Here is an 18,824-nt window from a genome sequence, read left to right on the forward strand (position 1 = left end):
TCCCCCGCTCAGGCTTGCACGGCGGTTTCGGCGGCCACGGCCGCGGCGGGCTTGTCGCGCTGCGGCTGCCAGGCGGCGCCCGCCGCATACCAGTCGATGCGCCGGGTCATCACCATGATGGCGGCGAGGATCACGAACAGCAGCAGCGAGCCCAGCATCAGCGCGTTGTCCTCTGACAGCAGCAGGCCATAGAGCGCGCCGTACAGCACGGTCAGCAGCGTGGCGAAGGCCAGCCCGCGCTGCCAGCTCTGCAGCACGAACGAGAGGTAGAAGCCCAGCAGCCCGATGCACGCGGCACTGGCCGCCAGGTAGGCCAGCGCGAAGGCGATATGCTCGGACAGGCTCAGCAGCAGCAGGAAGAACACCGCCAGCGCCAGGCCCACCAGCAGGTACTGGATGGGATGGATGCGCAGGCGCTTGACCAGCTCGAACATAAAGAAGCCGGCGAAGGTCAGCAGCACGAACATGGCGCCGTACTTCACCGCGCGTTCAGCCTGCAGGTAGATGTTGACCGGATCGATCAGCGTCACGGAAACCGATTCGAGCGTGCCGTCGCCCGGACCGGCGAGCTGGTTGCGGACCTTGGTGTTGTAGGAGGTCACGCTCCAGTTGCTGTGGAAGCCTTGCGCGTTCACGCTGCGGGTGCGCGGCAGGAAATCGCCATCGAAACTCGGATGCGGCCAGGCGGAGTCGATCGAGATGTCGTTCTGGTCGGCCACCGGCGTAAAGGCCAGCGACTGCGCGCCCAGCAGCGGCAAGGTCAGCGAGAACGGCACCACGCGCTGCGCCTGCGCGGACCTGCCGTCGAGGCCCGGTTTTGCGGCTTTGGCCGACGGCAGGTCGATCTCCGCATGCAGGCCTTGCGTCAGGCTCTTCAGCCGCACGCCTTGCTCCAGTTTCAGCGCCTTGCCGTCGAGTTCGAACGTGGGCGCCGCCATCAGGCCGCGCGTGTCGCTGATGCCGATCGCGATGTAGGGCTGCCCCACCTCGAAGCCCACATGGCCGACCGAGCGCGGCAGCTCGCCCGGGTCGGGCAGCGCGATGGTGCCCTGCCAGCGGCTCTGCATCTCGTACACCAGTACCTTGTGGATGCCGCGATAGCGCTCGCTTGGCGTCACCTCGCCCTTGACCCGCAGCGTGGCGGGGAACACCAGCACCTGCCCTACCTCGGCCTGCAGCATGGTGGCATTGGGCCGCTTGGGGTCGCTGTTGTCCGCCACGCGCAGGATTTCCTTGTACGGCAGCACCAGTACCGGGCCGGTCAGGGTCTGCGGGCCGGCGTAGCTTTGCCAGACACTGCGTACTGCCTCTTCGCGGTAATGCTTGCGATCTTGCACCGCGTTGCCGACGAGATGCAGCGGGATCAGGATCAGCAGGATCAGCAGCGCGGTGATGGAGGATTTGAAAAACAGGATTCGGTTCATGGCGGCAGGCGCGCGGGAGTGACGATGCCGCGAGCTTAGGACTCCCGTGTGAGCCGCCAAGGAAGCCTGCGTGAAGCGATTGTGTGGCGAGTGTGAAGCCGCTACGCGGCCGGCAAGGTCAGCGTGGCGCAGGCCCCGCCTTCCGCGCGATTGGCCAGCACGATCTCGCCACGATGCAGCGTGGCGATCTCGCGCACGAAGCACAGGCCGAGCCCGGTGCTCTTGTCCTGGCCGCCAGGGCGCGGCAGCGAATAGAAGCGCTCGAACAGGCGCGGCAATGCATAGTCGGGAATGCCCGGGCCGTGATCGGTGACGCGCACGGCGATCGTATTGGGCGGGCCGTCGCGGCGCTCCACGGCGATTTCCACCACGCTCGCCGGCGGGGCGAAATCGAGCGCGTTTTCCAGCAGGTTGGCCAGCGCCTGGTGCAGCAGGAACCGGTCGCCTTTCACCGCCGGCGCGGGATGGGCCGGCGGCAGCAGGCGCAGGGCCAGCCCGCGCTGGCGCGCGCGCGGCTCCAGCTCGTGCAGCAACTGCTCGATCAACGCCAGCAGCGCAACCGGCTCGTGCGTCTCCAGGCTCTGCCGCTGCTCCAGCGCCGCCAGCGCCAGCAGCTTGCGGATCATTTCCTCCAGCCGCTGCGCCTGGCGCCGGATGTTGGCGACGAAGCGGCTGCGGTCGGCGGCGGGCATGTCCTCCTGCAGCAGTTCGGCCGCGCCGCTGATGGCCGCCAGCGGGCTCTTCATTTCATGCGTGAGCGTGTGGATGTAGTGCTCGACGTATTGCTTGTTCTCCAGCCGCAGGCGCATGCTTTCCACCGAGCGCCCCAGCTCGGCCAGCTCGCTGGCGCCGCGCAGCGGCATCTCGGCGCGCTCGCCGGCGGCCACCGCGCGCGCGTAGCGCTGCAGGCGGCGCAGGCCGTGCACCAGCCACAGCGTGCAGCCCAGGCCGATCACGAACGCGCCGCCCATCAGCAACAGGCCGTTGAGCAGGATCTTGCGCTGGCTGCGCTCGATGAAAGGCGCCATGGTCACGTTGGGCTTGGCCACGGTCAGCACGCCGATGGTCTTGTTGCCGTCGCGGATCGGCGCGGCCACGTGCATCACCGTGCTGGCGTCGTCGTCCGGATTGGCGCGCGTGCTGCGCGCGCCGTACTCGCCCCGCAGCGTGCGGTAGACATCGTTCCAGCGCGAGTAGTCGGCGCCCACGGCCGCCTCGCCGGAATCGAAGCGCACGATGCCGCGTTCGTCGGTGATGTAGATGCGGTAGCCCACCGCATCCTTGTGCATGCCCCACACACTGGCATCGACTTTGTCCTCGCGCAGCCGCGCCAGCCGGCGGGCGAAGGCGCCGTTGGCGATGCGGCCGTTCTTCATGTCGTCGGCGGCCAGCACCGCCAGGACATGCGCGGTATCGACCAGCGTGTCCTCCATGGCTTGCCGCACCCCCGGCTTGACCTCCTGCACGAACACCCGCAGCGTGAGGAATGCCGCCAGCCCGACGATCAGGAAGAAGCCGAAGAAGATGCGAAGCCCGATATGCATGCGTGGCCGTAGGTGAGAGGGGGAGGGAAGGCGCCGTTCAGCGTGCGAGCGAATAGCCCATGYCGCGATGGGTCCGGATCGGGTCGCACTCCGCGTCGAGCGCGCGCAGCTTGGCACGCACGGTCTTGATATGGGTGTCGACGGTGCGGTCGATGGTGTCGACCGCGTCATGCCAGACCAGGTCCATCAGCTGCGCGCGCGAATAGATGCGCCCGGGATGCTGCAGCAGCAAGGCGAGCAGCCGGTATTCGTAGCGTGTGAGGTCGAGCCACTGCCCGCGCCAGGCCAGGCGCGCGCCGTCGGCGTCGAGCGTGAAGCCATCGGGCGGAGCGGCTTCCTGCGCGGGGGGTGCCTGCGCGGCGCGCRTGCCGGTGCGCCGCAGGATCACCCGCACCCGCGCCGCCAGTTCGCGCGGCGAGAACGGCTTCACGACGTAATCGTCGGCGCCGATCTCCAGCCCGACGATGCGGTCGATTTCCTCGTTGCGCGCGGTGAGGAAGATCACCGGCACATCGGAGAAGGTGCGCAAGGTGCGGCAGACTTCGAAGCCGTTGATGTCGGGCAGGCCCACGTCCAGGATCACCAGGTCCGGCGCCTGCGCGCGCAGGCGTTCCAGCGCCGCGCCGCCGAGCGCGCAATGCTCCACCGCCATGCCGTCTGTCGCGAGCGCATAGAGGATGGTGTCCGCGATCGCGGATTCGTCTTCAATGACCAGGATGCTGGGTGATTTCGTCAAGGCTGGGCTCGGTTCGGGCTCGGTTCTGGGTTGGTTGCGGTGGCGCGCCGCCGCCGCGTTGGTTTGCTCTATAATAAGCGGGTCGCGCCGATTTGATGACTGGCTTGCGGGCGCGCGGCGGCATGGTAACTCCTGAAGTCACTGATTCGGGGGAAACCGGCAGCCAATATAAATGCGGCTAAAGAGGTGGGTCGGTACCCTGCCACGCAAGGCACCGGCACGCGGGACGCAAGACCCGTGCAAAACCCGATTTGGCTGCGCCATCGTTGATGCCATGTTTGATGTCATGTGCTCGCAACGTCCACGCAATGCCGGTCGGGTTTTTTTACGCCCGTTTGCCAACGGGCCTATTCCATGACAGACGTAGCTCCGCCTCTTGCCGCGCTGGCCCTGCCGTCCGACTCGGTCGGCATTGTCGAGCCGCAGTGCATGCATTTTCCCGAGCCGTTGAAGCTGCGCAACGGCACCTCGATCGCCGACTACGACCTGATGGTCGAGACCTACGGCACGCTCAACGCCGCGCGCTCCAACGCCGTGCTGGTGTGCCATGCGCTCAATGCCTCGCACCACGTGGCCGGCGTGTACGCGCACGACCTGCGCGACGTGGGCTGGTGGGACAACATGGTCGGGCCCGGCAAGCCGCTCGACACCAACCGCTTCTTCGTCATCGGCGTCAACAACCTCGGCTCGTGCTTCGGCTCGACCGGGCCGATGAGCCCCAATCCCGCCACCGGCCAGCCCTACGGCGCCACCTTCCCGGTGGTCACGGTGGAAGACTGGGTCAACGCCCAGGCGCGCGTGGCGGACAGGTTCGGCATCAGCCAGTTTGCCGCGGTGATGGGTGGCAGCCTCGGCGGCATGCAGGCGGTGGCCTGGAGCCTGATGTATCCGGAGCGGCTGCGCCATTGCATCGTGGTGGCTTCCACGCCCAAGCTGTCGGCGCAGAACATCGCCTTCAACGAGGTGGCGCGCAGCGCCATCCTGTCGGACCCCGACTTCCACGGCGGCAATTACTACGCGCACGGCGTCAAGCCAAAACGCGGCCTGCGCGTGGCACGCATGATCGGCCATATCACGTATTTGTCCGACGAGGACATGGCGGAGAAATTCGGCCGCGAGCTGAAGACCGACGATATCCGCTTCTCCTTCGATGTCGAGTTCCAGGTGGAGAGCTACCTGCGCTACCAGGGCGACAAGTTCGCCGAGTACTTCGATGCCAACACCTACCTGCTGATCACGCGCGCGCTCGATTACTTCGATCCGGCGCTGGCCTTCGGCGGCGATCTCACGCGCGCGGTGTCGCACACGCAGGCCAGCTTCCTGGTGGCCAGTTTCACCACCGACTGGCGCTTCGCGCCGAATCGCAGCCGCGAGCTGGTCAAGGCCTTGCTCGACAACAAGCGTCCGGTCAGCTACGCGGAGATCGACGCACCGCACGGCCACGACGCCTTCCTGCTCGACGACCCGCGCTATCACAACCTGATGCGCGCCTACTACGAACGCATCGCCGAGGAGATAGGCGCATGAATGCCGCGGCCAACCCCAATATCCTGGCGCTGCGCCCAGACTTCCGCGCCATCGCGCGCTGGATCGAACCCAACTCCACCGTGCTCGACCTGGGCTGCGGCGACGGCAGCCTGCTGCGCGTGCTGCAGGATGAGCTCGACGTGCAGGCCTACGGCATCGAGATCCAGGACGACGGCGTGCTGGCGTGCGCGCAGAAGGGCGTGCACGTGATTCAGCAGAACCTGGAAGGCGGCCTGGCGCTGTTCGAGGACAAGAGCTTCGATACGGTGATCCTGTCGCAGACGCTGCAGACCATCCACAACACCGCGCAGGTCTTGCGCGAGACGCTGCGGGTGGGGCGCGAATGCATCGTGTCCTTCCCCAACTTCGGCTACTGGCCGCACCGGCTGTCTGTGTTCCGCGGGCGCATGCCGGTGTCGGAGGCGCTGCCTTACCAGTGGTACAACACGCCCAACGTGCGGGTCCTGACCATCAGCGACTTCGAGTCGCTGGCGTCCAAGGTGGGGCTGCGCATCCTTGACCGCGTGGTGATGCACGAGGGTGTGACCGTCAACTGGGGGACGAACTGGCGCGGCAGTCTGGCGGTGTACCGCGTCTGTTCCACCTGAGCGTGAGCGGACAGGGCGCGGTGAAGCTTCGTCTAGGCGCACGCCGCGCCCTGCTCCAGGGCGGCCTGCATCACAAGGTGATCGATGAAGGCGCGGACCTTGGGGGCAAGGTGGCGCGTCGGCGTATAGACGGCAAAAGCGGTGCCCACGTAAGGCTCCAGGATTTCCCAGTCGTCCAGCACCGGCACCAGGCTGCCTGACGCCAGCGCGGCCACGGGGGAGAAGTCGGGCACCAGTCCGATGCCGCCGCCGGCCTGTGCCATGGCGACAATCGCCGCGCTGTTGTTGAGCGTGACCCGCGGCGGGATGCGCAGCGTCACTGTCTGTCCGTCCTGCTTGTGCCGCAGGCTCCAGCGTTCGCCAAAGGCGCCATAGCCCAGGTAGAGGCAGCGATGCCCGGCCAGCGCCGCCGGCTCGGTGGGCGTGCCATGCCGGGCCAGCCAGTCCGGGGCGGCCACCAGCCGGTAGCGCACCGCGCGGATCGGCCGCGCCGCCAGCCCCGGCGCCAGTTCGCGCGCAATGCGGATGGCCACGTCGACGCCTTCTTCCACCAGGTCCACCATGCGGTCGGCCAGCGTCAGTTGCAGATCCAGCCCGGGATAGCTGTCCAGCAGGGCCGGCAGCCGCGGCGCCAGCCAGGCCTGCCCGAACACCACCGGCGCGCTGATCCGCAGCAGGCCGTGCGGCGTGCCGGCGTGGTCGCCTGCCAGCGTGTTCACCTCCTGCGCGGCCGCCACCATGCGCGCGCAGGCGGCGTGCACCGCTTGTCCCAGTTCGGTCAGGGCGAAGGCGCGCGTGGTCCGCTGCAACAGGCTGCCGCCGATGGCCGCCTCCAGCCGTGTCACATGGCGGCTGACGGCCGAAGGCGTCATGCCTAGCTCGCGGGCGGCGGCGGAGAAGCTGCCGCATTCCACCACCCTGGCGAATACCGCCATGGCGTTCAGCTGTGCGATTGGCATGGCCTGTCTCCTGAATTTGTGACTACAGGTCAAATGGTAATTGCTTATCGGGCGGATTGTTGACCTGCCTGCATGGTGGAACAATAGCGGCCATTGGCACGAAGTACGCAGGAGACTCCCATGAACATCGATCAATCCGGCACCGCCGCCGCTTCGCCGGCCGGCGCATCGGCGTCACCGGCCACGGAACCGGTCCGGCGCGGCGGCGCGTGGCGCATGGTGGCCGCCATGACGCTGTCGGGCACCATCGGCTGGTTCGTCGTGACCAGCGGACAGTCACCGCTGGACGTTGTGTTTTTCCGCTGCATCTTCGGCGGCGCCGCCCTGCTGGGCACGCTGGCCCTGCGCCGCGGCTGGCAGCCCATGCGCAGCCGGGACTGGGGCTGGCTGGCGCTCGGCGGTGTCACGCTGATCCTCAACTGGCTGGCCCTGTTCTCCGCCTATTCGTATAGCGGCATATCGGTGTCCACGGTTGTCTATCACACCCAGCCATTTTTCCTGCTGCTGCTTGCGGCGGCGTTCCAGCGCGAGGCCATCGCCCCGGGGCGGCTTGCCTGGCTGGTGCTGGCCTTTGGCGGGGTGGTGCTGATCACCGGGCTGGAGCACGGCGGCGCCAGCGGCGGCATGCTGTACGGGGTGGCGCTGGCGATGCTGGCGGCCTTGCTGTACGCCGTCACCACCATGGCCACGCGCCGCCTCAAGGGCATTCCGGCAGGGCAGATCGCGGGTTTGCAGATGGTGATGGGGGTGGTCCTGCTGTTCCCGCTTGCGCACCCGGCCGTGGAGACGTTTGGCGGGCGCACCTGGGGGGCGTTGCTGGCGCTGGGCCTGGTACATACCGGCGTGATGTACACGTTGCTGTACGGCGCCTTCCAGCGCCTTAACGTGCTGTCGATCGCCACGCTGTCCTTCGTGTACCCGCTKGTGGCCATCGTGATCGACGTGCTGGTGTTCGGGGTCGTGCTCACGCCGCTGCAAGTGGCCGGCATGGCGCTGATCCTGCTGGCAGTGATCGGCAACCAGCTGGGCTGGAATCCGTTCCGGCACGCGCGGACGCAGGGCTGAAGCCAACGGACTGGAGGAGAAGTTCGACGGCGGCACCAGCATCCGTCCATCGTTTGCAGTATTATCGAACGATCGTACTTTTTTGGTCCCAACATGTCAGCCACGCCAGCCAGCCAGACCGTCCATTCCTTCGACCACGCGATCGCGCTGGAGCCGGCGGGCGACAATCTGTTCCACGGACGCACCACGCCCGCCTACTGGAACATGATCGGTCCCTTCGGTGGCATCACGGCGGCAACCCTGTTGCAGGCCGTGCTGCAGCATCCCGCCCGGCTGGGCGACCCGTCCGCGCTGACTGTCAACTTCGCCGGGCCGATCGTCGAAGGGCCGTTCGTGATCGAGGCGCGCCCCGTGCGCACGAACCGCAACACCCAGCACTGGTCCATCGAACTGCGCCAGGGGGACGAGGTGGCAACCACGGCCACCGCCTTCTTCGCGGTGCGCCGCGAGACCTGGAACTGCGGCGAGGCGGTGTTCCCGCAAGTACCGCCGGCGGAAACCGTGGCGCCGATGTCGGGCTTCGCGAAGGTGCGCTGGCTGGATGCTTATGAGTTGCGGCCAGTGCGCGGCGCCAAGCCAAGCACGGAACCGGGCACCGAGCACCCGGACAGCCTGACGCAGTTCTGGCTGCGCGACGCGCCGGCGCGTACGCCGGACTTTGCCGCGATGGCGGCATGGTGCGATACCTTCTACCCGCGCATCTTCCTCAAGCGCGCCGGTTTCGTACCGGCCGGCACGGTGTCGCTGACCACGTATTTCCATGCGGACGCGCCCACGCTGGCCGCGCTGGGTGACAGCCATGTGCTGGGCAGCGCCCAGGCCCAGGTGTTCCGCCAGGGCTTCTTCGACCAGAGCGCGCAGATCTGGAGCCCGCAGGGCGAGTTGCTCGCGACCTCGCACCAGATCGTCTACTACAAGCAGTAAGAGTAAGCGCGTGCTAGCTGGTCTCAGGCCGCGGCGCGGGCCTGCGCCTCGTAGTGGTGCACGGTGTGGCGCATCGCCCATAGCAGCGCCACGCCGGGCAGCGCCGCCACCACGGTGCTGAGGTAGAACGCCGGCCAGCCGAAGGCCTCCACCAGGTAGCCCGAGCTGGGGCCCACATAGACGCGCCCGACCGAGGCCAGCGCCGACAGCAGCGCGTACTGGGTGGCCGAGAACGAGCGGTTGCACAGCGTCATCAGCAGCGCCACGAAGGCCGCCGTGCCCATGCCGCCGCAGAGGTTTTCCACCGCGATGGTGGCGCCCATGGTCCACAGGTGCTGCGGCGTCACCGCCAGGATCCAGTAGCCCAGGTTGGATACAGCCTGCAGGATGCCGAACAGCATCAGCGAGCGATACAGCCCCAGGCGCACCATCAGCGTGCCGCCGAACAGCGCGCCCACGATGGTGGCGGCCAGCCCCAGCGTCTTGTTGACCAGGCCGACTTCGCCAGCCGAAAAACCCACGCCGCGGATCAGGAAGGTGGTGGAGAGGCTGCCGGCAAACGCATCGCCCAGCTTGTAGAGCACGATCAGCAGCAGCAGCCACCAGGCACCGGGGCGCGAGAAGAAGTCGCGCAGCGGGCCCAGAATCGCTTCCTCCATGGAGCGCGGCGTGCGCGCCGGAGATTCCGCCTCGGGCGCCCACAGCAGGCTGAAGATGCCGATGCCCATCAGGCCCGCCATCAGGATGTACATCTGCTGCCAGCCCATCACGCGGTCGGCCAGCCACAGCGCCAGCCCGCCCGACACCAGCATTGCCAGCCGGTAGCCCAGCACCTTGACCGCCGCCCCCACGCCGCGCTCGGGCGCGCGCAGCACGTCGGTGCTGTAGGCGTCGAACACGATGTCCTGGGACGCCGACAGGAAGGCCACCAGCGTGGCCAGTGCCGCCAGCGTCCACAGCGCCTCGTGCGGCGGACAGAAGGCCATGCCCGCGATGCCCAGCACCAGGCCGAGCTGGGTCACCAGCAGCCAGCCGCGGCGCCGGCCCAGCAGCGGCGGCGTGTAGCGGTCCATCAGCGGCGCCCACAGGAACTTGAAGATATAGGCCTGGCCCACCAGGGAGAAGAAGCCGATGGTCTTGAGGTCCAGGCCTTCCACCGTCATCCAGGCCTGCAAGGTGCCGGACGTGAGCGCCAGCGGCAGCCCGGAAGCGAAGCCCAGCGTGAGCATGGCGCCAATGCGGCGATTGCGGAAAATGTCGAGATAGTCTTGGAAGGTCATGAATCAGGATGGCAATCAGGCGGGGCAAGGCGCCGTGTATTATTGCATTACCGTCAGCACAGGCCTGGTGAGCGGGATGCGCCGGGTCCGTGCGGTGCCCTGGCCGCGCCAATCCTTCAGCGCCCTGCTTGCCGAAAACCGCATCCGAGGAATCGCCATGTCCGATCGCCAGCGTTGTCAGAACCGCCACCAGCGGGCCGGGATTGCGTTGCCGCGGCAACTGGCCGCGCTGGCGCTGGCCGCCAGTGCCACGCTTGGCATGGGAGTGGMACAGGCCCAGGGCCAGGCGCAGCCACAGGACGCGGACGAGGGTATCCGCGTGCAACGCGGCGGGGCGTCCATCCGCCAGATCGTGCCGGTGGAGGTCATCGAGCAGCAGGCCTCGCAGGAGTACGAGCAGATCAAGGGGGAAGCGCAGGCCAAGAAGACGCTGGTCGGCGACAACAATCCACAGTTGCAGCGCCTGCGCGCCATCGCCAGGCGCATCCTGCCGCAGACCACGCGCTGGAACGAGCGCGCGAAGCAATGGAAGTGGGAGGTCAACCTGATCAATGCCAAGCAGGTCAATGCCTTCTGCATGCCGGGCGGCAAGATCGCCTTCTACACCGGCCTGCTCGACCAGCTCAGGCTGACCGACGACGAAGTCGCCATGGTGATGGGGCACGAGATCGCACACGCGCTGCAGGAGCATGCGCGCGAGCGGGCCGCCAAGTCCGAGATCACCAACCTGGGCGCCAACGTGATTTCGCAACTGTTCGGCTTCGGCAACCTGGGCAATATGGCGCTGGGCACCGGGGCGCAGTTGCTCACGCTGCGGTTCTCGCGCTCGGACGAGACCGAGGCCGACCTGGTGGGCATGGACATCGCGGCGCGCGCCGGCTACGACCCGCGCGCCGCCGTATCGCTGTGGCAGAAAATGGGCACGGTGTCCCAATCCACGGCGCAGTCAGGCTCGGAGTTTCTTTCCACCCATCCCTCGGGCCGCACCCGCATCGCCGAACTCGAGAAGCACCTGCCCGAGGTGCTGCCGCTTTATGCCCGCGCGATCGACTCCAGCGTCGGCAAGCTGCCGCCTTACCGCGCCAATATGGCCAACCTGGGCGGCGCGCCGATGGACAGCGGCGACGACGACCGGCAAAAGCCGCTGAAGAAGTAAAGGCGCCAGCGGTACAGGGGCGCATCCTGAGCGAGGATGCCGAGCGGGCTGGTCCGGGCGCTTCGGCCCCAGACAAAAAAAGAGCCACACATGGTGGCTCTTTTTTTGTTCTCGAGGACGTTGGCTTGCTTCAGGCGCTCAGGCCGGTCGCTTCATCCGCGCCCACATGCACGTTCATGCATTGCACCGCGGCGCCGGCAGCGCCCTTGCCCAGGTTGTCCAGGCGCGCCATCAGCACGATGCGCTCGGCCGAGCCGAACACGAACAGGTCGACGCGGTTGGTGTCGTTGCTGCCCTGCACGTCGAAGAAGCCGCCGTCGAGGTTGGCTTCGTCGCCCACTGGCATCACGCGCACGAACTGCTCGCCTTCGTAGTGCTTGCGGTAGATATCCGCGATCTGCTCGGGCGTGACCTTGCGCGCCAGGCGATCCGGGTACACCGGTACCGTCACGGCCAGGCCCTTGAGGAAGTTGCCGACGATGGGGTTGAAGATCGGCGCTTGCGCCAGGCCGGCCTGCACGCGCATCTCGGGCAGGTGCTTGTGCGCGAGGCCAAGCGAATACGGACGCGGGCTGTCCAGCTTCGGGTTACCGCCGGCTTCGAACTCGGCAATCATCTGCTTGCCGCCGCCGCTGTAGCCGGTCAGCGAGAACGCCGAGACCGGGTAGTCGGCCTGCATCACGCCGGCTTCCACCAGCGGACGCACCGCCATCAGGAAGGCGCTGGCGTGGCAGCCCGGCACCGCGATGCGCTTGCTGGTTCGGATCTTCTCGCGCTGGCCGCGCGTGAGTTCCGGCAGGCCATAGGCCCAGCTGTCGGTGGTGCGGAACGCCGTGCTGGCGTCGATCACGCAGGTATTGGGGTTGGTCACCAGCGCCACGGCTTCGCGCGAGGCGACATCGGGCAGGCACAGGAAAGCGACGTCGGCGGCATTCAGAAAGCGTGCTCGTTCGGCCGGATCCTTGCGCTTGTCATCGGCGATACGCAGCAGCTCCACGTCGGAACGGCCGGAGAGATAGTCGAGCAACCGGAGACCGGTAGTGCCTTCCTGACCATCTACGAACACTTTGAAAACCATGGCGGACTCACTCGGAAATACGAAAGGTCCCATGCCGGAATCGGATGGGAACCAGCATTGTAACTAGGTTGGGGGACGTCGCAGGGTGCATGCCGCGGTGCATCGCAAATTCCCTTGTTAGTTGTAACCTAGTAGGTTAAATTCGATGGAGAAACATACGCCTCACTGCAGGCTCTCGGTGATCAGGACTTGGCCATCGACGGGCTGATTTGCCTGACCAGCTCTGCTGCCGTTCACAGTCGCAAGCTCGGATTCGACAGTGCCGACGTGATCGCCGTCATTGCTTCGCCGACTTCGGCCGACTTTTACAAGAGCATGACGACCTACGCGGATCACAAGGTATGGCAGGACGTTTACCGGCCGATTACCGCCGCCGGTGCCCTGTATCTGAAACTGACGGTCACCGATGCGGTGCTGGTTGTGTCATTCAAGGAGCTGGAACCATGAAATGTCCAGAATGCGGGGGTGCGGAACTGGTGCAGGACACGCGCGACGTGCTTTATACGTACAAGGGCGAAACTGTCATCATTTCCGCGGTCTCGGGCGGCTTTTGTCCGGCGTGCGGGGAAATCGTGCTGGATCCGGATCAGGCGGACCGGTACGGCGAAGCGGCGGTGGCGTTCCAAAAGCAGGTCAATGCCGCCATCGTCGATCCCGCCTTCATCGTGGCCGTGCGCAAGAAGCTGAGCCTGGACCAGCGTGAGGCCGCCGAGATATTCGGCGGCGGCGTCAATGCCTTCTCGCGCTACGAAACCGGAAAGACCAAGCCGCCGCTGGCGCTGGTCAAGCTGCTCAAGGTGCTGGAGCGGCACCCGGAGCTGCTGGAAGAGGTGCGCTCGGCGTAGCCGGTGCGCCCTTGGCCGTACTCGTTACAGCGGGAAGTCGTAGTCGATCGACAGCGGCGCGTGATCGCTGAACTTCTCGTCCTTGTAGATCGAGGTGGCTCGCGCGGTCTCGGCGATCTTCGCCGTGGTCAGGTGGTAATCGATGCGCCACCCGACGTTCTTCGCATAGGCCTGGCCTCGGTTGCTCCACCAGGTGTACTGTTCGGGGCGCGGGTCCAGCTTGCGGAACACGTCCACATAGCCATGCACGTCGAAGAGTTCGCCGATCCAGCCGCGCTCTTCCGGCAGGAAACCCGAGTTCTTCAGGTTGCCCTTCCAGTTCTTGATGTCGATTTCCTTGTGCGCGATGTTGACGTCACCGCACAGCACGATCTCGCGGCCGCTGGCCTTGAGTTGCAGCAGGTGGGGCAGGAAGGCTTCCATGAAGCGGAATTTCGCCTGCTGGCGTACTTCTCCGCTGGAGCCCGAGGGCACATAGACCGAGATCACGGCGAGGTGCGGATACTGCACCTCGACATAACGGCCTTCGTTGTCGAACTCGGGGACGCCGAAGCCGGTGATCACGCGCTCCGGCTTGTGCCGCGTGTAAAGGCCGACACCGCTATAGCCTTTTTTTTCCGCATAATGGAAGTAGCCGTGGTAGCCATGTGGCGCCAGAAACGCTTCCGTCATGTCGGCAGCCTGCGCCTTGAGCTCCTGGACGCAGACCATGTCGGCGTCCTGCTTGCCCATCCATTCGAAAAAGCCTTTCTTGGCCGCGGAGCGGATGCCGTTGAGGTTGGCGCTGATAATCCGTAACATCTCGGGAAATTTTGAAATCAGAGAGAAAAGATGACGCAGCAGACGACGACGCAGCCCGGCGCTGGCGACCTGAGCCAGACCTTCATCCGCTTCGCGCTGGACGCCGGCGTGCTGTCCTTCGGCGAATTCGTGACCAAAGCGGGCCGCAAGTCGCCGTATTTCTTCAACGCGGGCCTGTTCAACCAGGGCGCGATGCTGGGCCAGGTGGCGCAATTCTATGCGAAAACCCTGCTGGCCTCCGGTTTGGAGTTCGACGTGCTGTTCGGGCCAGCCTACAAGGGCATCACGCTGGCGTCCGCCACGGCGGTTGCGCTGTCCGGTCTCGGACGTGATGTCGGCTTCGCCTACAACCGCAAGGAAGCCAAGGACCACGGCGAGGGCGGCACCCTGGTGGGCGCCAAGTTGCAGGGCAAGGTCGTGATCATCGACGATGTGATCTCGGCCGGCACCTCGGTGCGCGAATCGATGGCGATGATCCGCGCCGCGGGTGCGGAGCCCGCCGCCGTGCTGATYGCACTGGACCGCATGGAAAAGAGCGGCACCGCGGACCAGGTGGGGACGCATTCCGCGGTGCAGGATGTGCAGCGCGAATATGGCGTGCCGGTGATCTCGATCGCCAGCCTGACCGACCTGCTGGCCTACCTGGATGCTTCGCAGGATCCCGCGCTGGGCGGCTCGCGCGAGGCAGTGGCTGCCTATCGGCAGCGCTACGGCGTATAGTCTGGAACCTGTTGCAGGTTGCGTCGCAATGCAGCAGATGACGGGAACCGCGCAGGAAGGACGCCGGTCTGACTGATCTAGCTGGCTGGCCAGCCCGGCCGCCGGCAATTCGCCTTGCCGCCCGGCAAGGCGACGCAGCATCTCTCAGGAGGTTAGCTGGCGATGGACATCAAGACGATCCGCGAGCAGGCATTCGCCATGCCGCTCACCAGTCCGGCCTATCCGATGGGGCCATACCGCTTCATCCATCGGGAATTCTTCATCATCTCCTACCGCACCGATCCCGGGCTCCTGCGCGCCGTGGTGCCGGAACCCCTGGAGATCGCCGATGCGGTGGTCAATTACGAATTCATCCGCATGCCGGACTCCACCGGCTTCGGCGACTACACCGAATCGGGCCAGGTGATTCCCGTCACCTACCAGGGCAAGCCCGGCAACTACACCCACGCCATGTACCTCGACGACCTGCCGCCACTGGCGGGCGGGCGCGAGCTATGGGGCTTCCCGAAGAAGCTCGCCTCCCCGCAGCTGGCCGTCCATACGGATACACTGGTCGGCACGCTCGACTACGGTCCGGTGCGCGTGGCCACCGGCACCATGGGCTACAAGCATCGCGAGCTCGATGCGGCCGCATTGGGGGTGGCGCTGTCCACCACGCCCAACTATCTGCTCAAGGTCATACCCCACGTGGATGGCACCCCGCGCATTTGCGAACTGGTCTGCTACTTCCTCAAGGACGTGGCAATGAAGGGCGCCTGGACCGGGCCGGCGGCACTGTCGCTGTTCCCGCATGCGCTGGCGCCGGTGGCCGGCCTGCCGGTGCTGGAAGTCATTGGAGCCAAGCATTACGTTGCCGACCTCACCCTCGGGCTGGGCGAGGTGGTGTTCGACTATCTGGCCTGAACGGCCTGCATCCACATCGGTCTCCATCGGCTCGACCCATGCGGTCAATCCGGTCAGCCCGATCCACCCGCATCATCCGCAAGGGAGGTACGTCATGAAGCTCCAGGGAAAATCCGCCATCGTTACCGGCGCCGCCAGCGGCATTGGCAAGGCTATCGCTGATTTGCTGGCCAAGGAAGGCGCAGCGGTCGCCATCGCCGACCTGAACCTCGAGGCGGCGCAGAAGGCCGCTGCCGATATCGAGGCAGCAGGCGGGCGCGCTATCGCCGTGGCCATGGACGTGACCAGCGAAGACGCCGTCAACAATGCAACCGACGCGGTCGCCAAGGCGTTTGGCGGCATCGACATCCTCGTTTCCAACGCCGGCATCCAGATCGTCAACCCGATCCAGAACTACGCCTTCTCCGACTGGAAGAAGATGCAGGCCATCCATCTCGACGGCGCCTTTCTCACCACCAAGGCCGCGCTCAAGTACATGTACCAGGACAAGCGCGGCGGCACCGTGATCTACATGGGGTCGGTGCATTCGCACGAGGCCTCGCCGCTGAAATCGGCCTACGTGGCCGCCAAGCACGCGCTGCTGGGCCTGGCGCGTGTGCTTGCCAAGGAAGGCGCGGAGTACAACGTGCGCTCGCACGTGATCTGTCCGGGTTTCGTGCGTACGCCGCTGGTGGACAAGCAGATTCCCGAACAGGCCAAGGAACTCGGCATCAGCGAGGAAGACGTCATCCGCCGCGTCATGCTGGGTGGCACGGTGGACGGCGTATTCACCACCGTGGACGACGTGGCGCAGACCGCGCTGTTCTTGTGTGCGTTCCCGTCGGCGGCTTTGACGGGGCAGTCCTTTATCGTGAGCCACGGCTGGTACATGCAATAAGCGGCAAGGAAACGGCCTTGCGGCGGGATGGCCGGGCGCTGGCGCGCCACGGCACCGCCGCCCGGCCGGCATGGCTGCAGGCAACGTTGTTAAGCAAAGCAATCAAGGAGGGGTCGTGGCAGGCGGACGTCGGCAAAAGCAGGATCAGGCAGTACCAGGAAGGAGCGCGCCGAAGGCGGCCGTGAAGAGCGCAGCGGCAGCCGTTGTGGCGGACCCCGCAGCGCCGGCGATCAAGCGCGAGGCGCGCAAGAGCGAAGCGCTGGACCCGCCGGAGCCAAACCTCCTGCCGCCCGGCGGCTGCGCGCCGCCGGACCCGGAGCCGCAAGGGGACGGCAGCAAGCGGCCGGTTCACCACGAATACACCGTCAGGGCGCTGGTGCTGCAAGGCGGCGGCGCGCTCGGTTCCTATCAGGCGGGGGTGTATCAGGGCCTGGCCGAAGCCGGCATCCAGCCGAACTGGGTGGCAGGCATCTCGATCGGCGCGCTGAACGCCGCGGTGATTGCAGGCAATGCGCCCGAGCGCAGGGTCGAGCAATTGCGCGCCTTCTGGGAGTACATCTGCCGGCAGCCCTGGCTGCCCAGCCTGCTGCCGTATGAGGTCGTTGCCGAGAGCGCCGTGCACTGGCCCGATCCGCTGCGCGTCTGGTTCGACGGCATCGAAGCCGCGCGCGCGGTTTTAGAGGGACAGCGTGGCTTCTTCCAGCCACGCCCCTGGCCCAGCCTGCTCGAACGCCAGGCCGGGCCGGGCGCCTCCAGCTACTATGACACCTCGCCGCTCAAGAGCACGCTGGAGCGTTTCGCCGATTTCGACCGCATCAACGAGCAGCATCACGAGATGCGGGTGTCGGTTGGCGCGGTCAACGTGCATACGGGGAACTTTGCCTATTTCGACAACACCCGCCGCAAGCTGCGTGCCGAGCATTTCATGGCCTCGGGTGCCTTGCCACCCGGCTTCCCGGCCGTTGAGATCGATGGCGAGTTCTACTGGGATGGCGGCCTGGTGTCCAACACGCCGTTGTCCGAGGTGCTGACCGCCCAGCCGCGGCGCGATGCGCTGATCTTCCAGGTGGACCTGTGGAGCGCGCGAGGCAAGTTGCCGCACAACCTGCTGGACGTGGCCGAGCGCCAGAAAGACATCCAGTATTCCAGCCGCACGCGCACCATCACCGACTACATGGCCGAGCAGCAGAACTACCGCCGCATGCTGAGCGAAGTGATGGCGCTGGTGCCGCAGGGCCAGCGCGACAACGACTGGTACCGGAAAGCGGCGGGGTACGCGTGCGACGCGAGACGCAATGTGATCCAGCTCATTTATCGCGATAAGACATTCGAGGGGAATGCCAAGGATTACCAGTTTGGACGACTGACGATGAATGAGCACTGGACCAGCGGGCTGGATGATATTCGGGAGACGTTGAAGCATCCGGAATGGCTGGCTATGCCCACGCATGAGAAGCCGTTTGTCACGCACGATATTCATCGGGGGAACGGGCATTCGTGATTGGGCGGGGAGAAGGCTTGACTGCGGTCGCGGTCGCAGTTAAAGCCCCCGCCAACCCTACACCACCTTCAATTTCGCCAACTCCGGCTTGCCCGGCGGATACTCCGGCTTCAACCTGGTGAACACCTCCATCAGGATCTCAGCCACCATCAGGTTCCGATGCGTCTTGGAATCCGCCGGCACGATATACCACGGTGCTTCCGGCGTGCTTGTGGCGGCAATGGCGGCCTCATAGGCGGTCGCATAGCTCTTCCAGTACTGCCGCTCTTCCAGGTCCTTGGGGTCGAACTTCCAATGCTTCTGCGGATCCGCCAGCCGCGCTTCAAGCCGGGATTTCTGCTCGTCCTTGGAAATATGCAGGAAGCACTTGACGATGGTGGTGCCAGTTTCCAGCAGCATCGTCTCGAATGCGCGTAGCTGCTTGTAGCGGCGCTCGCATTCGTCGTCGTCGATCCATTCGTGTACGCGCGTGATCAGCACGTCTTCGTAGTGGCTGCGGTTGAACACGACGATCTCGCCGGCGCGCGGCACCTGGGCGTGGATGCGCCACAGGTAGTCGTGCGCGAGTTCTTCGGCGGTAGGGGCCTTGAAGGCGACCACGCGAATGCCCAGCGGGTCGAAACTGCGAAACACGCCACGCACGGTGCCGTCCTTGCCGCTGGTATCCATGCCTTGCAGCACCACCAGCAGCTTGCGCTTGTGTTCGGCGTAGAAGATGTCTTGCACCGCGTCGAGCTGGGTGCTCAGCTCGGTCAGGCGGGCCTGGTCGGCGATTTTGTCGCCGCTGGAGAACGGCTTGGCGCCACTGTTGAAGTCGGCAAGGCGAAAGTTCTTGCCCGAGGTGATGCGGAAATCGGCGAGCGACATTGGCACTCC

General features: G+C 66.0%; 19 protein-coding genes. 11 read left to right on the forward strand and 8 right to left on the reverse strand.

Annotated features, from left to right (window positions below; all coding sequences use genetic code 11):
* Positions 1-8 precede the first annotated feature (8 nt).
* The 3 genes from creD to creB all read right to left on the reverse strand — a co-directional run bounded on the left by creD (position 9) and on the right by creB (position 3,704).
* The gene (gene creD / locus AC1DT6_RS20875) at positions 9-1,424 is read right to left on the reverse strand and encodes a cell envelope integrity protein CreD (RefSeq protein ID WP_477114854.1); all 1,416 of its coding nucleotides are present in this window, start codon (positions 1,422-1,424) and stop codon (positions 9-11) included.
* Between the two features lie 101 nt (positions 1,425-1,525).
* Positions 1,526-2,968, reverse strand: a complete 1,443-nt coding sequence (gene creC / locus AC1DT6_RS20880; protein WP_441631474.1) for a two-component system sensor histidine kinase CreC — start codon at positions 2,966-2,968, stop codon at positions 1,526-1,528.
* A 37-nt stretch (positions 2,969-3,005) separates the two neighbouring features.
* Positions 3,006-3,704: a two-component system response regulator CreB gene (gene creB, locus AC1DT6_RS20885; RefSeq protein WP_477114855.1), complete on the reverse strand. Its 699-nt coding sequence runs from the start codon at positions 3,702-3,704 to the stop codon at positions 3,006-3,008.
* A gap of 354 nt (positions 3,705-4,058) precedes the next feature.
* On the opposite strand from creB, the gene metX reads away from it, so the two are divergent.
* Together metX and metW are read left to right on the forward strand one after the other, a co-directional pair.
* Positions 4,059-5,231 carry a homoserine O-succinyltransferase MetX gene (gene metX, locus AC1DT6_RS20890; RefSeq protein WP_441631478.1) on the forward strand — a complete coding sequence of 391 codons (1,173 nt, stop codon included), beginning with the start codon at positions 4,059-4,061 and terminating at the stop codon, positions 5,229-5,231.
* Positions 5,228-5,839 carry a methionine biosynthesis protein MetW gene (gene metW / locus AC1DT6_RS20895; RefSeq protein WP_441631480.1) on the forward strand — a complete coding sequence of 204 codons (612 nt, stop codon included), beginning with the start codon at positions 5,228-5,230 and terminating at the stop codon, positions 5,837-5,839. The genes metX and metW overlap by 4 nt, the downstream gene beginning before the upstream one ends.
* A gap of 32 nt (positions 5,840-5,871) precedes the next feature.
* Here the strand turns inward: metW and AC1DT6_RS20900 are convergent, their stop codons facing one another.
* Positions 5,872-6,798, reverse strand: coding sequence for a LysR family transcriptional regulator (locus tag AC1DT6_RS20900; RefSeq protein ID WP_477103456.1), 927 nt, complete (start codon positions 6,796-6,798; stop codon positions 5,872-5,874).
* Positions 6,799-6,918: 120 nt separating this feature from the next.
* Between AC1DT6_RS20900 and AC1DT6_RS20905 the strand changes: the two genes are divergently transcribed.
* Positions 6,919-7,863, forward strand: a complete 945-nt coding sequence (locus AC1DT6_RS20905; RefSeq protein ID WP_441631484.1) for a DMT family transporter — start codon at positions 6,919-6,921, stop codon at positions 7,861-7,863.
* 93 nt (positions 7,864-7,956) lie between these two features.
* Positions 7,957-8,787 carry an acyl-CoA thioesterase gene (locus tag AC1DT6_RS20910; protein WP_441631486.1) on the forward strand — a complete coding sequence of 277 codons (831 nt, stop codon included), beginning with the start codon at positions 7,957-7,959 and terminating at the stop codon, positions 8,785-8,787.
* Between the two features lie 23 nt (positions 8,788-8,810).
* Here the strand turns inward: AC1DT6_RS20910 and AC1DT6_RS20915 are convergent, their stop codons facing one another.
* A complete protein-coding gene (locus AC1DT6_RS20915) occupies positions 8,811-10,067 on the reverse strand; it encodes a muropeptide transporter (RefSeq protein ID WP_441631488.1) in 1,257 nt (418 codons plus the stop codon).
* A gap of 259 nt (positions 10,068-10,326) precedes the next feature.
* Between AC1DT6_RS20915 and AC1DT6_RS20920 the strand changes: the two genes are divergently transcribed.
* Entirely contained in the window at positions 10,327-11,223 is an 897-nt protein-coding gene (locus AC1DT6_RS20920) for a M48 family metallopeptidase (RefSeq protein ID WP_477114875.1), read from the forward strand.
* 130 nt (positions 11,224-11,353) lie between these two features.
* Here the strand turns inward: AC1DT6_RS20920 and argC are convergent, their stop codons facing one another.
* Positions 11,354-12,301 (reverse strand): N-acetyl-gamma-glutamyl-phosphate reductase, encoded by a 948-nt coding sequence (gene argC / locus AC1DT6_RS20925; RefSeq protein ID WP_441631489.1) that lies wholly within the window; start codon positions 12,299-12,301, stop codon positions 11,354-11,356.
* 189 nt (positions 12,302-12,490) lie between these two features.
* On the opposite strand from argC, the gene AC1DT6_RS20930 reads away from it, so the two are divergent.
* Positions 12,491-12,748, forward strand: a complete 258-nt coding sequence (locus AC1DT6_RS20930; RefSeq protein ID WP_477114856.1) for a type II toxin-antitoxin system MqsR family toxin — start codon at positions 12,491-12,493, stop codon at positions 12,746-12,748.
* Complete coding sequence (locus AC1DT6_RS20935) at positions 12,745-13,146, forward strand: type II toxin-antitoxin system MqsA family antitoxin (protein ID WP_477114857.1); 402 nt, start codon at positions 12,745-12,747, stop codon at positions 13,144-13,146. Before AC1DT6_RS20930 ends, AC1DT6_RS20935 begins: the two co-directional genes overlap by 4 nt.
* A gap of 24 nt (positions 13,147-13,170) precedes the next feature.
* Here the strand turns inward: AC1DT6_RS20935 and AC1DT6_RS20940 are convergent, their stop codons facing one another.
* Positions 13,171-13,947, reverse strand: coding sequence for an exodeoxyribonuclease III (locus tag AC1DT6_RS20940; RefSeq protein WP_441631494.1), 777 nt, complete (start codon positions 13,945-13,947; stop codon positions 13,171-13,173).
* Positions 13,948-13,977: 30 nt separating this feature from the next.
* Between AC1DT6_RS20940 and pyrE the strand changes: the two genes are divergently transcribed.
* The 4 genes from pyrE (at position 13,978) to AC1DT6_RS20960 (ending at position 17,948) form a co-directional block, all read left to right on the forward strand.
* The gene (pyrE, locus tag AC1DT6_RS20945) at positions 13,978-14,667 is read left to right on the forward strand and encodes an orotate phosphoribosyltransferase (protein WP_477114858.1); all 690 of its coding nucleotides are present in this window, start codon (positions 13,978-13,980) and stop codon (positions 14,665-14,667) included.
* A gap of 162 nt (positions 14,668-14,829) precedes the next feature.
* Entirely contained in the window at positions 14,830-15,570 is a 741-nt protein-coding gene (locus tag AC1DT6_RS20950) for an acetoacetate decarboxylase (protein WP_441631498.1), read from the forward strand.
* A gap of 94 nt (positions 15,571-15,664) precedes the next feature.
* Positions 15,665-16,447, forward strand: a complete 783-nt coding sequence (locus AC1DT6_RS20955) for a 3-hydroxybutyrate dehydrogenase (RefSeq protein WP_045236184.1) — start codon at positions 15,665-15,667, stop codon at positions 16,445-16,447.
* 283 nt (positions 16,448-16,730) lie between these two features.
* Positions 16,731-17,948 (forward strand): DUF3734 domain-containing protein, encoded by a 1,218-nt coding sequence (locus AC1DT6_RS20960; RefSeq protein WP_477114876.1) that lies wholly within the window; start codon positions 16,731-16,733, stop codon positions 17,946-17,948.
* Positions 17,949-18,005: 57 nt separating this feature from the next.
* Here the strand turns inward: AC1DT6_RS20960 and AC1DT6_RS20965 are convergent, their stop codons facing one another.
* On the reverse strand, positions 18,006-18,815 hold the full coding sequence (locus AC1DT6_RS20965; RefSeq protein ID WP_441631500.1) for a polyphosphate kinase 2 family protein: 810 nt from the start codon (positions 18,813-18,815) through the stop codon (positions 18,006-18,008).
* Positions 18,816-18,824: the final 9 nt, after the last annotated feature.

The sequence above is a fragment of the Cupriavidus sp. 01L45 genome, assembly GCF_056399885.1.

Bases quoted from the DNA above. Each gene is read 5' to 3' on its own strand.
- AC1DT6_RS20955 (WP_045236184.1), top strand. From the start codon at position 15,665: ATGAAGCTCCAGGGAAAATCCGCCATCGTTACCGGCGCCGCCAGCGGC.
- AC1DT6_RS20935 (WP_477114857.1), top strand. From the start codon at position 12,745: ATGAAATGTCCAGAATGCGGGGGTGCGGAACTGGTGCAGGACACGCGC.
- AC1DT6_RS20965 (WP_441631500.1), bottom strand. From the start codon at position 18,815: ATGTCGCTCGCCGATTTCCGCATCACCTCGGGCAAGAACTTTCGCCTT.
- AC1DT6_RS20915 (WP_441631488.1), bottom strand. From the start codon at position 10,067: ATGACCTTCCAAGACTATCTCGACATTTTCCGCAATCGCCGCATTGGC.
- metX (WP_441631478.1), top strand. From the start codon at position 4,059: ATGACAGACGTAGCTCCGCCTCTTGCCGCGCTGGCCCTGCCGTCCGAC.
- AC1DT6_RS20900 (WP_477103456.1), bottom strand. From the start codon at position 6,798: ATGCCAATCGCACAGCTGAACGCCATGGCGGTATTCGCCAGGGTGGTG.
- AC1DT6_RS20910 (WP_441631486.1), top strand. From the start codon at position 7,957: ATGTCAGCCACGCCAGCCAGCCAGACCGTCCATTCCTTCGACCACGCG.
- creC (WP_441631474.1), bottom strand. From the start codon at position 2,968: ATGCATATCGGGCTTCGCATCTTCTTCGGCTTCTTCCTGATCGTCGGG.
- creD (WP_477114854.1), bottom strand. From the start codon at position 1,424: ATGAACCGAATCCTGTTTTTCAAATCCTCCATCACCGCGCTGCTGATC.
- AC1DT6_RS20940 (WP_441631494.1), bottom strand. From the start codon at position 13,947: ATGTTACGGATTATCAGCGCCAACCTCAACGGCATCCGCTCCGCGGCC.
- AC1DT6_RS20950 (WP_441631498.1), top strand. From the start codon at position 14,830: ATGGACATCAAGACGATCCGCGAGCAGGCATTCGCCATGCCGCTCACC.
- metW (WP_441631480.1), top strand. From the start codon at position 5,228: ATGAATGCCGCGGCCAACCCCAATATCCTGGCGCTGCGCCCAGACTTC.
- argC (WP_441631489.1), bottom strand. From the start codon at position 12,301: ATGGTTTTCAAAGTGTTCGTAGATGGTCAGGAAGGCACTACCGGTCTC.